The organism is Bordetella genomosp. 13 (assembly GCF_002119665.1).
Classification (GTDB): Bacteria; Pseudomonadota; Gammaproteobacteria; order Burkholderiales; family Burkholderiaceae_B; genus Bordetella.
This window is the reverse complement of sequence record NZ_CP021111.1, coordinates 1,131,983-1,146,525: the sequence shown is the minus strand read 5'-3', so window position 1 is coordinate 1,146,525 and position 14,543 is coordinate 1,131,983. Positions and strand designations below refer to the sequence as shown.

12 protein-coding genes are annotated in these 14,543 nt (G+C 68.6%); 7 read left to right on the top strand and 5 right to left on the bottom strand.

The annotated features are described in order from the left end of the window. Positions 1 to 13: 13 nt before the first annotated feature. Positions 14 to 367 carry a hypothetical protein gene (locus CAL15_RS05305; RefSeq protein ID WP_157666601.1) on the bottom strand — a complete coding sequence of 118 codons (354 nt, stop codon included), beginning with the start codon at positions 365 to 367 and terminating at the stop codon, positions 14 to 16. A 240-nt stretch (positions 368 to 607) separates the two neighbouring features. On the opposite strand from CAL15_RS05305, the gene CAL15_RS05300 reads away from it, so the two are divergent. The 4 genes from CAL15_RS05300 (at position 608) to paoC (ending at position 5,734) form a co-directional block, all read left to right on the top strand. Continuing rightward, complete coding sequence (locus CAL15_RS05300) at positions 608 to 1,579, top strand: LysR family transcriptional regulator (protein WP_086080937.1); 972 nt, start codon at positions 608 to 610, stop codon at positions 1,577 to 1,579. A gap of 374 nt (positions 1,580 to 1,953) precedes the next feature. Further along, the gene (gene paoA / locus CAL15_RS05295) at positions 1,954 to 2,595 is read left to right on the top strand and encodes an aldehyde dehydrogenase iron-sulfur subunit PaoA (protein WP_086077624.1); all 642 of its coding nucleotides are present in this window, start codon (positions 1,954 to 1,956) and stop codon (positions 2,593 to 2,595) included. Continuing rightward, entirely contained in the window at positions 2,592 to 3,548 is a 957-nt protein-coding gene (locus CAL15_RS05290; RefSeq protein ID WP_086077623.1) for an FAD binding domain-containing protein, read from the top strand. The genes paoA and CAL15_RS05290 overlap by 4 nt, the downstream gene beginning before the upstream one ends. Next, the gene (gene paoC, locus CAL15_RS05285; RefSeq protein ID WP_086077622.1) at positions 3,545 to 5,734 is read left to right on the top strand and encodes an aldehyde oxidoreductase molybdenum-binding subunit PaoC; all 2,190 of its coding nucleotides are present in this window, start codon (positions 3,545 to 3,547) and stop codon (positions 5,732 to 5,734) included. The genes CAL15_RS05290 and paoC overlap by 4 nt, the downstream gene beginning before the upstream one ends. A gap of 67 nt (positions 5,735 to 5,801) precedes the next feature. On the opposite strand, the gene hutG is transcribed toward paoC, so the two are convergent. Then, on the bottom strand, positions 5,802 to 6,590 hold the full coding sequence (gene hutG / locus CAL15_RS05280) for an N-formylglutamate deformylase (protein ID WP_086077621.1): 789 nt from the start codon (positions 6,588 to 6,590) through the stop codon (positions 5,802 to 5,804). A 529-nt stretch (positions 6,591 to 7,119) separates the two neighbouring features. Between hutG and CAL15_RS05275 the strand changes: the two genes are divergently transcribed. The 3 genes from CAL15_RS05275 (at position 7,120) to CAL15_RS05265 (ending at position 11,315) form a co-directional block, all read left to right on the top strand. Beyond that, positions 7,120 to 9,327, top strand: coding sequence for a TonB-dependent receptor (locus tag CAL15_RS05275; protein ID WP_086077620.1), 2,208 nt, complete (start codon positions 7,120 to 7,122; stop codon positions 9,325 to 9,327). Positions 9,328 to 9,528: 201 nt separating this feature from the next. Continuing rightward, the gene (locus tag CAL15_RS05270) at positions 9,529 to 10,545 is read left to right on the top strand and encodes a Bug family tripartite tricarboxylate transporter substrate binding protein (RefSeq protein ID WP_086077619.1); all 1,017 of its coding nucleotides are present in this window, start codon (positions 9,529 to 9,531) and stop codon (positions 10,543 to 10,545) included. Beyond that, complete coding sequence (locus CAL15_RS05265) at positions 10,542 to 11,315, top strand: class II aldolase/adducin family protein (RefSeq protein ID WP_086077618.1); 774 nt, start codon at positions 10,542 to 10,544, stop codon at positions 11,313 to 11,315. Before CAL15_RS05270 ends, CAL15_RS05265 begins: the two co-directional genes overlap by 4 nt. Before the next feature lie 48 nt (positions 11,316 to 11,363). On the opposite strand, the gene CAL15_RS05260 is transcribed toward CAL15_RS05265, so the two are convergent. The 3 genes from CAL15_RS05260 to CAL15_RS05250 are packed head-to-tail and all read right to left on the bottom strand — an operon-like array spanning position 11,364 to position 14,508. Then, entirely contained in the window at positions 11,364 to 12,266 is a 903-nt protein-coding gene (locus CAL15_RS05260) for an HpcH/HpaI aldolase/citrate lyase family protein (protein WP_157666600.1), read from the bottom strand. Then, positions 12,263 to 13,519, bottom strand: a complete 1,257-nt coding sequence (locus CAL15_RS05255; RefSeq protein ID WP_086077616.1) for a CaiB/BaiF CoA transferase family protein — start codon at positions 13,517 to 13,519, stop codon at positions 12,263 to 12,265. Before CAL15_RS05255 ends, CAL15_RS05260 begins: the two co-directional genes overlap by 4 nt. Next, entirely contained in the window at positions 13,516 to 14,508 is a 993-nt protein-coding gene (locus tag CAL15_RS05250; protein WP_086077615.1) for a tripartite tricarboxylate transporter substrate binding protein, read from the bottom strand. Before CAL15_RS05250 ends, CAL15_RS05255 begins: the two co-directional genes overlap by 4 nt. Between the last annotated feature and the right edge of the window lie 35 nt (positions 14,509 to 14,543).

Sequence of the window (14,543 nt, the reverse complement as noted above, 5' to 3'; positions counted from 1 at the left end):
CCGCCGCGCATGCCTACGAGGCGCACTTGCCCGAGCTGTCGCGCCGGGCGGTGCCGCCCGGTTCGCAGGCCTTTTCCGTGGGCTGCGCCAGCCACTGGTCGGCGCCCGTCAGCGTATGGCGCAAATACAGCACCTGCCCGCTGTTGACCAGGCTCTCGAGCGTATCGTACAGATGGGCCGGCTGCGCGCCGGGCTCGTTCTTCGCGGCCACGGCGTGCGCCGCCCCGCATGGCGCGGCCTGCGCCGCTTCGGAAAACCCCGCGGCGCGCACGTCGCTCCACTCGGTATGGTCCGCCGTGCCCGCCTGCGCCAGGCATGCCACGCTGGCCATCATGGCCCCCACTATCGACACCGTCATCGTTCGCATTCATCACCTCCGGAAATAGCGAGCGCGTGGCCCGGCGAGCTTGCCCCGATTCTGGCGCATGCCCGGCCGAATAGCCAGCCGGACGTGATACCAGGTACGACTCGGTACAGCGCCATCGCATCCAGTCGCACGCCCCTTGCGCGAACTATTTCGCCTTCCGCGTCTCTACAACTCTCCAAGGGCATGGACCGCGCATTCGACGCCAGGACAACCCTGCCGCCATAAATGGGGATCAACACTTTGCCGCGCGACAATCTCAACGACCTGCTTGCCTTCATCGCGGTCGCCCGCGAACGCAGCTTCACACGCGCCGCGGCGCAAGTCGGCGTCTCGCAGTCGGCGCTCAGCCATACGATCAAGGGGCTGGAGGCCCGCCTGGGCGTGCGGCTGCTGACGCGCACTACCCGCAGCGTATCACCGACCGAGGCGGGAGAACGCCTGCTCGAGCGCATCAGTCCGCAGTTCGAACAGATCGAGGCCGAACTGCAGGAGCTCAGCCAGTTCCGCGAACATCCCGCGGGCAGCCTGCGCATCAGCGCCACCGACTACACCATCCAGACGGTGCTGTGGCCACGGCTCGTGCCCTTCCTGCGCCGCTATCCCGACATCCGTGTCGAACTGATCAATGACTACGGCCTGGCCGACATCGTCGCGCAGCGCTGCGACGCCGGCGTGCGCCTGGGCGAACAACTGGCGCGCGACATGATCGCGGTGCGCATCAGTCCCGACCTGCGCTTTGCGCTGGTCGGATCGAAAAGCTATTTCGCGAGGCGTCCGCCGCCGCAAGCGCCGCACGAACTGGTCGACCACCGGTGCATCAACCTGCGCCTGCCGACCAGCGGCGGCCTGTACGCGTGGGAGTTCGGCAAGGACGGGCAGGACATGCGTGTGCGCGTGGACGGGCAATTGGTATTCAACGACGTCTACCAGATCCTGCGCGCGGCCGTCGACGGCTTCGGCCTGGCGTACATCCCCGAAGGCATGGTGCAAGCCCATCTGGACGATGGCAGGCTGGTGCGCGTGCTGGAGGATTGGAGCCCGATGTGGACGGGCTATCACCTCTACTACCCCAACCGGCGGCAGCCGTCTCCCGCCATGCGGCTGCTGGTCGACGCGCTGCGTTATCCGCCGGATGGTGGGCCGGCAGCCGACCGACCCGCCTGCGTGAGGCACGCCGGCCTCGACACCGAGCCGGCCATAGCCGCGTCCTGAATCGCGGTCTCTTCCACGGACGGCCGCCGAGCGTCGCTAACCGCGCCTATTATCAACCGGCCGTAACCAAAGCCGTCAGACCGCAACCACGCCACGGCCGGCTGCCTCGCGCAGCCTCGCACCACACGCCTTGCGAAGCCGGCCATGCCGGTGCGGCGGCCGGCCATTGATGAACCGTTTCGATAACGGCATGCAACAAGACGGGCTTATTCACCGCCGGCGCCGCTCTTATCATCGAAGAGCGCCGCGCGGCCTGCTGCTGCCCTCATCGGCCCGCTCCCGCCGGTGAACCACGCCGGCGTCGCGGACGTGCCTGCATACGCGCAGCCGCTACGCGTGCTTCCCCACTATGTATGCCAAGACCAGGAGCCCTCATGGAATCCCCTCTTGATGCCAATCTGTCGCGCCGCGCGCTGCTCAAGGCCGGCGCGGCGTCGGCCGGCGCGATGGCGGTGCCCCTCGCCACCGCCGAGACGCTCAACGGCGGCTCGACCGCGCAGACGCTGACCACCACCATCACCATCGAAATCAATGGCCAACCGCGCAAGCTGGCCATCGACCCGCGCACCACGTTGCTGGACGCGCTGCGCGAGCACCTGCAGCTCACGGGCACCAAGAAGGGCTGCGACCATGGCCAGTGCGGCGCCTGTACGGTGCTGCTGGACGGCCGTCGCATCAACTCGTGCCTGACGCTGGCCGTGCTGCACGAAGGCGCGCGCGTGACCACCATCGAAGGACTGGGCACGCCCGAGGCCATGCATCCCTTGCAGGCCGCCTTCGTCAAGCACGACGGGTATCAATGCGGCTACTGCACGCCGGGACAGATATGCTCCGCCGTCGCCATGCTGGAAGAGGTTCGCCAAGGGCTGCCCAGCCACGTCAGCGCCAGCGTCACCGAACAACCCATGCTGTCCGCCGAAGAGATCCGCGAACGCATGAGCGGCAACATCTGCCGCTGCGGCGCCTACGCCAACATCGCCGACGCCATCGCGGAATATGCCCAGGAGCGCGCATGAAACCATTCACTTACGAGCGCGCGCGCGACCCGGCGCAGGCGGCCGCGGCGGTACAGGGTGTGCGCGGAGCCAAGTTCATCGCCGGCGGCACCAATCTGGTGGACCTGATGAAGCTCGAGGTCGAGGCGCCGACCCATCTGGTGGACGTCAACGGGCTCGGCCTGGACCAGATCGAAGCAACGCCCGAAGGCGGCCTGCGCATCGGGGCGCTGGTCCGCAACACGGACCTGGCCGCCGACCCGCGCGTGCGGCGCGACTACGCGGTGGTGGCGCGGGCCATCCTGGCTGGCGCTTCGGGGCAGATCCGCAATCGCGCCACCACGGCCGGCAATCTGCTGCAGCGCACGCGCTGCCCCTACTTTTACGACCCCAACCAGCCCTGCAACAAGCGCGTGCCGGGCAGCGGCTGCTCGGCCGTCCAGGGCTTCAGCCGCCAGCATGCCGTGCTGGGCACGTCGGAGCACTGCATCGCGGTGCATCCCAGCGACATGGCGGTGGCCATGCGCGCGCTGGACGCCACAATCGAGACCGTCCGTCCCGACGGCGCGCGCCGCGCCATTCCCATCGCGGACTTCTATCGCTTGCCCGGCACCACGCCGGAGGTCGAGACGGTGCTGGCCTCGGGCGAACTCATCACCGCGGTGACGCTGCCGCCGCCCGTGGGCGGCACGCACATCTACCGCAAGGTGCGCGACCGGGCGTCGTTCGCGTTCGCGCTGGTGTCCGTCTGCGCAGTGGTGCAGCGCGACGGCAGCGGCCGCGTGGCGCTGGGCGGCGTCGCGCCCATGCCCTGGCGCGTGCCGGCCGCGGACGCGGCATTGAGCCAAGGCGCCGGGCCCGCCGCGCAAGCCCTGCTGGCAGGGGCCCGGCCCACCCACGAGAACGAGTTCAAGGTGACGCTGGCGCAGCGCACCCTCGACGCCGTCCTGACCCAGGCAAGGAGCGCCGCATGAAATTCGACACCCCTGCCACCCAGAATCCCATCGACCGCCAGAAGTTCGTGGGCCAGGCCCTCGACCGCGTCGACGGCCCGCTGAAGGTTTGCGGCCTTGCGCCGTACGCCTATGAACAGCACGAGCCGCAGCGTCCGGCCTACGGCTATCCCGTCGCATCGGCCATCGGCAAGGGCCGCATCGTGTCGATGGACCTGCGGGCCGCGCGCCAGGCGCCCGGCGTCTTGGCCGTGCTTACCGCGCAGGACGCGGGCAAGCTCGGCCAGAGCGACCGCAATACCGCGCGGCTGCTTGGCGGTCCCGAGATCCAGCACTATCACCAGGCCATCGCCCTGGTGGTGGCCGAAACCTTCGAACAGGCGCGCGCGGCCGCCCGCCTGGTACGCGTGCAGTACGACACCGCGCGGGGCGCCTATCACCTCGAGTCGGCGCGCGGCGCGGCCAAGCCGCTCGAAGGTGAAAGGAACCGCAGCAGCACGGGCGACTTCGCGTCCGCCTACGCCGCCGCGCCGGTGCAACTGGACGCCACCTACACTACGCCGGACCAGGCTCACACCATGATGGAGCCGCACGCCACCATCGCGGCGTGGCAAGGCGACAGCGTGACGCTGTGGACCTCCAACCAGATGATCGACTGGGGCCGCACCGATCTGGCCGCCACGCTGGGCATCCCCAAGGAAAAGGTGCGCCTGATCTCGCCCTACGTGGGCGGCGGCTTCGGCGGCAAGCTCTTCCTGCGCGCCGATGCGCTGCTGGCGGCGCTGGGCGCGCGCGCCGTCGACCGGCCGGTCAAGGTCGCGCTGCCGCGGCCGATGATCTTCAACAACACCACCCACCGCCCCGCCACCATCCAGCGCATCCGCCTCGGCGCCACGCCCGACGGCACGCTGACCGCCATCGGCCACGAAAGCTGGTCCGGCGATCTGCCGGGCGGCGGCCCGGAGGACGCCACGCAGCAGACGCGCTACCTGTATGCCGGTCCCAACCGCCTGACCGCGCTGTACCTGGCGCAGCTGGACCTGCCCGAAGGCAACGCCATGCGCGCGCCCGGCGAAGCGCCCGGCCTGATGGCCCTGGAAATCGCCATGGACGAGATGGCGCAGAAGCTGGGCATGGACCCCGTGGAGTTCCGCATCCGCAACGACACGCAGGTGGACCCGGGCAACCCGCAGCGCAAGTTCTCCAGCCGCCGGCTGGTGGAATGCCTGCGCCAGGGCGCCGAGCAGTTCGGCTGGAAGGACCGTCCCGGCAGCCCGGGCGCGCGGCGCGACGGACGCTGGTGGATCGGCATGGGCGTCGCTTCGGGGTTTCGCAACAACCTGGTGATGACCTCCGCCGCGCGCGTGCGGCTGGACCGCGCGGGCAAGATCGTGGTCGAGACCGACATGACCGACATCGGTACCGGCAGCTACACGATCATCGCGCAGACCGCGGCCGAGATGCTGGGCGTGCCCATCGGCGACGTGCAGGTGCGGCTGGGGGACTCGTCCTTTCCGGTGTCGGCCGGCTCGGGCGGGCAATGGGGCGCCAACAGTTCCACCGCCGGCGTCTATGCCGCATGCGTGAAGCTGCGCGAGGCGATCGCGCAGCGTGCCGAGCTGGATGCCGCCACGGCGGAGTTCGTCGACGGCGGCGTGCGGCAGGGCGGCCGCCGCATCGCGCTGGCCGAGATCGCGGCACAGGGCGAGCTGTCGGCCGAGGACGTCATCGAGTTCGGCGACCTGCACAAGCGCTACCAGCAGTCCACCTTCGCCGCGCACTTCGTCGAGGTGGGCGTCGACCCGTACACCGGCGAGACGCGCGTGCGGCGCATGCTGGCCGTGTGCTCCGCGGGCCGCATCCTCAATCCCAAGACGGCGCGCAGCCAGGTGATCGGCGCGATGACCATGGGAGTGGGCGCGGCGCTGATGGAGGCGCTGGAGGTGGATCCGCGCGTGGGCTTCTTCGTCAACCACGACATGGCGAGCTACGAAGTACCGGTGCACGCCGACATCCCGCGGCAGGACGTCGTGTTCCTGGAAGAGACCGACCCCATGTCCTCGCCCATGAAGGCCAAGGGCGTGGGCGAACTCGGCCTGTGCGGCGTGGGCGCCGCCATCGCCAACGCCATCCACAACGCTACCGGCGTGCGCGTGCGCGACTACCCGGTCACGCTGGACAAGCTGCTGCCGCAGTTGCCGGCCTGACGCGGCGCGGCGCACCGGCCATCGCCTGCCCCGTAGGGCGGGCGGCGGCCGGCACGCGCCGCATGCGTCACAGCTGTTCGAACGCGGCCCGCACCAGGCGCTCGACCACGGGCGTCACGCGGGCCGCCTCGCCGTCGCGCCAGGCATAAGGATGGCGCTCTTCCATGTAGGTGGACTGGCACATCTCGAGCTGGATGGCGTGCACGTTCCGCTGCGGCGCGCCGTAATGCCGCGTGATGTACCCGCCCTTGAAGCGGCCGTTGACCGCCCAGGTGTAGTCGCAGGCTTCCAGCTCGCGGCGCACCGCGGCCTCCATGGCCGGGGCGCAGCTGGCGCCGCTGGACGTGCCGATGTTCAGGTCGGGCAGCTTGCCCTCGAACAGGCGCGGGATGAGGCTGGCGATCGAATGCGCCTCCCACAGCAGCACCTTGCCGTGGATGGCGCGCAGGCGCTCGATCTCGTCGCGCAGCTGGGCGTGATAGGGATCCCAGTAGGCCGCGCGGCGAGCATCGCGCTCGGCGTCGGGTATATGGTCCCGGCCATCGGCGTACAGCGGCTGGCCATCGAAAGTATGCGTGGGGCACAGCCCCGTCTTGGCCTGGCCGGGATACAGGCTTTCGTCGTTGGGCGGCCGGTTCAGGTCGACCACATAGCGCGAATAGCGCGCCCACAGGAAAGAGGCGCCCAGCTTCTCGGCAAAGGCATACAGCCGGTCCAGGTGCCAGTCGGTGTCGCCGGAACGCAGGCCGACTTCGGTCATCGACGGGCGCAGCTCATCGGGGACGATGCTGCCCAGGTGGGGGATGGAGATCAGCAGCGGCGCGCTGCCCGGTACGAAGTGAAAGATGTCGCTCATGGAATTCTGCAAAGCCGGGGCACCGCGCCCCCCCGGTATCTTCGCATGCGTGGCGCGTTGCAATTCCGCCACGTGGGGATCAGGTGGACCCCCACAGTGTTGACAGATCTGCGGAACAATCGGCAATAATAACAATTCGTATTAGCAAGAATACTTTTATATCCCGTTACACACCTCCGGCTGGTGCGCTGACGGGCTGTAGCAGAAGGCTTGAAACTTGACGACGCCGGCATCTACCTCCGCCCCCCTCCAAAGGCATACCCGCCTCCGCGGCGACCGGATCATCGATCCGGCACGCGCCCATTCCGGTCACGGCCGCGCAATCGCCTGCACCAGCAATCGCGTCTGTAGGCACGGCCGCATAAGCGGCCGCCACCAGACCGGGTGAGCCGCCCGCGGTCGACCTCCGCTTTTCCGCATCATCTCATCCGGCAGGCTCCGCACGCCGCCATGCCCCTGAAACAGGCGCGCGGAGTACATCTCGGACGACCTTCACGCTTAGCCATTCCACTCCAATAAAGGCCAGACCATGAATCACCTTCGGGCGCAGAAGCGCCAATCCCTACGCAACCTGCAGCGCGCGGCATCGGCCCGCCTGGCCGGCCGCGCAGCCATCAGCGCCCTGGCCGCCGCACCCAGCATCGCGCTGCCGCTGTCGGCCCACGCGGCCGAACCGAGCACCACGCAGCTGGCCCCGGTGGTCGTGACCGGCACGGCCGTGGAAGGCGAACTGCCCGCTCCGATGGCCGGCGGCCAGGCCGCGCGGGGCGGCGGCCTGGGCGTGCTGGGTACCTCGGACGTGATGGACACGCCGTTCAGCACGGTCAACTACACCTCGCAGTTGCTCGAAGACCAGCAGGCCCGTACGCTGGCCGACGTCGTCGTCAACGATTCGTCGGTACGCACGCTGACTTCCACCAACGCGTTCAGCGACGAATTCCAGATCCGTGGCTTCGGCGTGACCAGCAACGACGTGGGTCTCAACGGCCTGTACGGCCTCGCCTCGGGCAACCGCATGCCCGCCGCCGTCATGGAACGTGTCGAGGTGCTGAAGGGTCCGGGCACGCTGATGTACGGCATCAGCCCCAGTGGCGGCATCGGCGGCAGCATCAACATCGTCACGAAACGCGCGACCGACGATCCCCTGACGCGCGTGACTGCCACGTACGAAAGCAAGTCGCAGCTCGGCACTCAGCTGGACGTGGGCCGCCGCTTCGGCACCGACAATGCATGGGGCATCCGCTTCAACGGCGTGTACAAGAACGGCCAGACCAACCTGGACAGTGGGTACAGCAAGTTCGGCTTCGGCGCCCTGGCCCTGGACTACCGCTCGCCCAAGCTGCGCTGGTCGCTGGATACCTATGCGCAACGCGAGGACACGGACGGCTTCCGCTCGCAGTTCGGCTTCCGCCCCACCAATACCGGCATTCCGAAGGCTCCCGATGGCCACCGCATCGCCTATCCCGATGCTGCGCTGATGATCCGCGACTCCACCGTCGCCACGCGCCTGGAATACGACATTTCCGATCACGTGATGGTGTACGCCGCGGGCGGCTATCGCTACGGGCTGACCGAGCAGGACTTCCCGGCGGCACGCGGCGCGAACGCCCCCGACATGGACGGCAATTTCCGCGTCACCAATGCCTGGTACGACGCATACTCGCGCAACAAGAGCGGCGAGATCGGAACGCGCCTGAAATTCAACACCTTCGGCGTCAAGCACATGGTCACGGTGTCGGGCACGCGCCTAGACAGGGAAGAAGGCAACTTCTACCTGTCGGCCCCGGCCAGCGAGTCGGTTGCGTCCAACATCTACAACCCCGTGGCGCTGAACCCGATGAGCGGCGACCGTCATGGCCCACGCAAGGCCTCGGAGACCGAGCTGTCCAGCTTCGCCGTCACCGACACGGTCTCGTTCCTGAATGACCGCATCTTCCTGACCGGCGGCCTGCGTCACCAGAATGTGTCCGTGGACAACTTTAATACGGCCGGCGATGTCACCGGTTCGTATGACGAGAGCGCCAATTCGCCGGTGGCTGGCATCGTGGTCAAGCCGCTGCAGAACGTGTCGGTATACGGCAACTACACCGCCGGCCTGACCCGCGGCAATACCGCTCCGGCCACGGCCGCCAACGCCGGCGAAGTCTTCGCGCCCTACAAATCCAAGCAATACGAAGCAGGCGTGAAGGTCGACTGGAACCGCTCGCTGATGACGAGCATCGCGGTCTTCCAGATCGAACGTCCGAACGCGGTGACCGATCCGGTCAGCAACATCTACAGCATGAACGGCGAGCAGCGCAACCGCGGCCTGGAGCTGACAGCCATCGGAGAAGTGACGCGAGGCCTGCGCCTGATGGCCAGCGCCACCTTCTACGATGCCACGCTGCATGGCACCGCAGGCGGCTTGAACGACGGCAACGACGCCAACGGCGTGCCCAAGCGCGCCTTCAGCGCCGGCGTGGATTGGGACCTGCCGTGGGTGCCCGGCCTGGGCCTGAACGCCCGGGTCATCCACACCGCAGCCACGCCCTTCAACCCCGAGAACACACTGGAACTGCCGTCGTGGACCCGCTTCGACGTGGGCGCCCGCTACCGCACCGAAGTGCTGGGTCGCTCGGTCGTGTTCCGCGCCAACATCGAGAACGTGACCGGCCGCGACTACTGGCTGGCCAGCGGCACCTTCGCCCAGGCCGCCGCTCCCCGCACCGTCCTGCTGTCCGCCCAGATCGACTTCTAACATCCCGCACGGCCAACGGCCGCCCCGCTGCGCGATGCGCGGCCGGGCGGCCGCTTTCATTTGCGCCCTGCGCTCACCGCCCATTAGGCAGCAGCTAACGCCGCCTTTCCGCATTTCGAATACCGTCGTCCGCATCCAACCCCTACGCTACAGGCAGGCCCCAATGCAGGGCCGGCCACACCACGACATAGCGGAGACAAGATGCAACCCCTACGCAGCCTGGCTGCGCGCGCCGTCGGCGCGCTCGCAGCCTGTTCAGCCCTCGCCCTGGCGAGCCCCATAGCGCAAGCCGCCGATACGCCCGCCGCCTCCACCAACTGGCCGCAGAAGCCCGTCAGCCTGTACATCGGCTTTCCTCCGGGCACCTCCACCGACATGGTGGCCCGGCTGCTGGCCGAGCAGTTCAGCAAACGCTGGGGGCAGCCCGTCATCGTGGAGAACAAGCCCGGCGTGGGCGGCAGCCTGGGCGCGGCGGCCGCCTCGCGCATGCCGCCCGACGGCCACACGCTGCTGTTGAGCGCCTCGGGGCCCATGAGCATCAATCCCCACATGTACGCCGACGTGGGTTACGACAGCGCGCGCAGCTTCGCGCCCATCACGCAGACTACCTGGCTGCCGTACGCGCTGGTGGTTCGGCCCGACTTCAAGGCCCGGACGCTGCAGGAACTGATCGCGCAAGCCAAGGCCGAGCCCGGCAAGCTGACCTACGCCAGCACCGGCGTCGGCACCAACAGCCATCTCATCATGGCCATGCTGCAGGCCAAGACCGGCATGAAGCTGACGCACGTACCCTACAAGGGCAGTTCGCAGAGCCAGGCCGACGTGGTGGGCGGCAATGTCGACATGACGTTCGACACGCTCGCGTCGCAGCTGACCATGCTTCAGAGCCAGCGTCTGCGCGCGCTGGCGGTCAGCAAAGGACAGCGCACCGACCTGGCGCCCGACGTGCCCACGGTGGCCGAGCAGGGCTTCCCGGGCTTTGAGGTCGGGGCCTGGCTGGGCCTGTTCGCGCCCGCCGGCACGCCCGAGCCCGTCGTGCGCAAGGTGTTCGACACGACGCAGGCCGTGATGAACGACCCGCAGGTGCGCCAGAAAATGATCGCGCTGGGATCGGAAGTGCGCCTCAGCCAGAGCCCGGCCGCGTTCGCGACTATGATGAAAGACGACTACGCCATGTGGGGCCGGCTGGTCAAAGACTCCGGAGCGAAATCACAATGAACCAACCACATCCGCTGCCCGAACGCCCGCTGGGCATTCCCGATTCGGAATGGCAGCTGCGCGTCGACCTGGCCGCGTGCTACCGCCTGGTGGCGGCCTACGGCATGAGCGACCTGATCTACAACCACATCACGGCGCGCATCCCAAACACCGACGACGAACTGCTGATCAACCCGTACGGCATGCTGTACGAAGAGATCACCGCATCCAGCCTGGTGCGCATCGACATCGAAGGAAACGTGCTGCACAACCCGAATCCCGAATTCGGCATCAACCAGGCGGGCTACGTGATCCACAGCGCCGTGCACGGCGCGCGCCACGACGTGGGCTGTGTCATCCACACGCACACGCGCGCGGGCATGGCGGTGTCGGCCATGGAATGCGGCCTGCTACCGCTGACGCAGACCTCGATGCGCTTCGCCGACATCGCCTATCACGACTACGAGAGTGTCGCGATCGACCTGGACGAGCGCAGCCGGCTGGTGCGCGACCTGGGCGACAAGGAAGCGATGATCCTGCGCAACCACGGGCTGCTGGTGGCCTGCCCGACCATCGCGCAGGCGTTCAATAGCCTTTACTGGCTGGAGATGGCCTGCAAGGCGCAGGTCGACGCCATGGCCGGCGGAACGAAGTTGGTCACGCCGCCGCAGGCGGTCATCGACAAGACCTGCCACCTGTACAAGCCGACCACGCGCCGGCCCTTCGGCGAGATGGAGTGGCCGGCGATGCTGCGCTTCCTGGACCGCCGCGATCCCAGCTATCGCAGCTAGGCGTAGGCACAGGCGCGGGCGGCTCGCGTGCCGCCGCCCGCGGCGCAATCATCCGCGCGCGGGCGCGCCGGTATCCGGCTGCGCAGATGACGCCCCTTCGTCACGCGAGCGCTCCAACCACCCCTTGGCCCGTTCCACCAGCGGCTGGTCGATCATGCGGCCGTCCACCACCACCACGCCCTTGCCTTCCTGGCGCCCCGCCTGGGCGGCGGCGACTACCCGGGCCGCCCACTCCAGTTCCTCGGGCGTGGGCGCGAAGCCGCGATTGATCACGGGCACCTGGCGCGGATGAATGGCCACGCTGCCGCTGAACCCCAGGTTGCGCGCCTCGCGCACCGAGGCTTCGAAACGCGCCATGTCCGTCAGGTTGGCGATGCTGTCGGCCAGGCCCCAGCCGGCCAGCCCGAAGGCGCGCGCGTTGATGGCGACGTACTGCGCCGCCGTGCGCAGGTTGGCGGGCTCGGGCGTCACCGACATCGCGGCCGCATAGTCCTCGGCGCCGAAGCCCAGCGCGTACAGCCGCCGCGAGCTCTGCGCGATCTCGGTGGCGCGCACCACGCCCAGCGGCGACTCGATCAGCGCCGCGATGCGCACAGTCGCCTGCACGTCCTGCTGCCGCTCCAGCGCGGCCAGCGCATCGGCCAGTTCGATCACCTGCGCGGGCGCCTCGACTTTCGGCAGCATGATGGCCTGCACGCAGCGCAGGTCGACCTCCTTCAGGTCGGCTCGCCACGCCGCGGGGTCCGCGTTCACGCGCAGCAGCACCGGCAGGCCGCGTCCGGACAGCAGGCGCACCGCCTCGGCGGCCTGTCGTCGGGCCGCCTCTTTCTGCTCGGGCAGCACCGAATCCTCCAGGTCGACGATCACCGCATCCGCGCCGCGCTCGTGCGCGCGCTCGATGAAGGCCTGCGCCGTGGCAGGCAGGAACAGCAGGGATCGCAGGTCGCTCATCGGCATCGGATATGTCCTTGTTCGTGCAGGTCCTGTATCTCGGCCTGGCTCAGGCCCAGGTCCGTCAGGATGTCGCGGGTATGTTCGGCGTGTGCCGGCGCGCGACGGCGCAGCGTGCCCGGCGTCTCGCTGAACCGCGGCACCACTGCGTGCATGGCCACTGCCCGTTCATCATGTAGATCGTCGCTGGCCGCCACATAGACGCCGCGACCGCGCACGTGCGCATCGCGGTACACGCCGGCCGCGTCATAGACCGGGCCCACCGTGACGCCATGCCCGCGGAAATGCGCCAGGCAGGCGTCCAGATCCATCCGGCCGATGAAGGCCTGCACCATGGCGTCTATCTCTTCGTCGTGGGCCAGGCGGGCAGCGTTGCTGCGATACCGCTCGTCTTCGTACAGCCCAGCCTTGCCGATGGCCTGGAACACCTTGCGCGCCATGGCGTCGGTGGATCCGGACATGGCCACCCACTGCCCGTCCGCGCAACGGTACACGCCCCGTGGCGAGGCGATCTTCACCCCCGGCCGCGTGGTCACGCCGGTGTGCGCATAGTTCGTCACGTCGGGGCCCATGACGGCCAGCATGGGCTCGAGCAGCGACAGGTCTATCACCTGTCCGCGGCCCTTGTTCACTTCCACCTCGCGCAGCGCCGTCATCACCGCGAAGGCGCCCGTCATGCCCGCCACCATGTCCGCCAGCGCGATGCCCGGCAGCACCGGCCTGCCATCGCCGTCGCTGCCTTTCAAGGCATAGCCCGAGAAGCCTTCGATCAGGCTGCCGAAACCGGGATAGTCTTTGTACGGCCCCGTCTGGCCCCAGCCCGACAGCCGCACGATGATCAGATGGGCATTCTCGCCAAGCAGCTGCTGCGGATCCAGCCCCATGGCCTCGAGCGTGCCGGGGCGGAAACTCTCCACCAGCACGTCCGCCGTGGCGCACAGCCTGCGCAGCAGCGCGATGGCATCCGGGCTGCGCAGGTTCAGCGCGAGGCTGCGCTTGTTGCGCGCATACACCTGCCACCAGCCGTCGAAGCCGTCGGGATGGTCGGGGTGCGGCTGGCCCCACTGTCGCAGCGTGTCGCCCTCGGCAGCCGGCTCGACCTTGATGACGTCGGCGCCGAAGTCCGCCAACTGCAGCGTCAACATGTTGCCGGCCACCAGCCGGCTCAGGTCCAGCACCCGCACGCCGTCCAGCACGCCGCGCCCACGCGCGTCGAACGCCACGCGCGCCAGGCCTTCCAACGCGGACGTCATTGGCGCGACTCGGGTTCCAGCTGCGCGGCGGCGGCCACCCAGCGCGGTTCTTCCTTGGCCATCAGGGCCGCGAAGTCCTGCCGGGACACGTTCAGCGGTTCCGTTTCCAGCGTGGCGAAGCGTTGACGCACCTCGGGGTTGCGCATGACCGTCGCCATGGCCTCGGCCATGCCGTCGATGGCCGGCTGCGTCGCGTCCCTGGGCGCGAACAGGCCGCCGATCACCGCAATGCGCAGGCCGGCAAAGCCGGACTCTTCGAGCGTGGGCACGTCGGGCAGCGACTTCTCGCGCCGGGGCCCCGTCACCGCCAGCGGGCGCAGGCGGCCGCCCTTGATCAACGGCATGGAAGCAGTCAACGAGTCGGTGGAGAAGGACACCTGCTGGCCGATCAGGTCGTTCAGCGAGGCGCCGCTGCCCTTGTACGGCACGTGGGTGGCCTTCACGCCGGCGCTCTGCAGCAGCATCTGGCTGGCCAGGTGGGTCATGGTGCCGTAGCCCGCCGACGAATACGCCTGGGGCTTGGCCCGCAGGCTGGCGATCAGTTCCTTCAACGTCTTCGGCGCGGTTTCGGTATTGGGCACCAGCACGACGAACGGCGCCTGCATGACCGAGGCCACCGGCACGAAGTCCGCGTAGCGGTACACGGCCGCCTTGTTCAGCGCCGGCACCACGAACAGAGGCGCGGTCGAACTGAAGACGAAGGTGTGATTGTCGTGGCCGCGCAGCACGGCCTCGTGGCCGATCACGCCCCCGCCGCCCACCTTGTTCTCTACCACAACAGGCTGGCCCAATATCTGGCCCAGATACTGGCCCACCAGGCGCGCCAGCACGTCGCTGCCCGAACCGGGCCCTTGCGGGACAACGATCTTGACGGGCTGCGTCGGCCAGCCGGGCTGGGCACAGGCGGCGCGCATCGCCGCCGCTGCGGGCAGCGCCATCATGGCGGCCAGCATCCGCCGGCGCGTCCGGCCCTCTCTGTTCACTTGCATCCGCGTCTCCGGTATCGGTGTAATAGTGGCGGCAT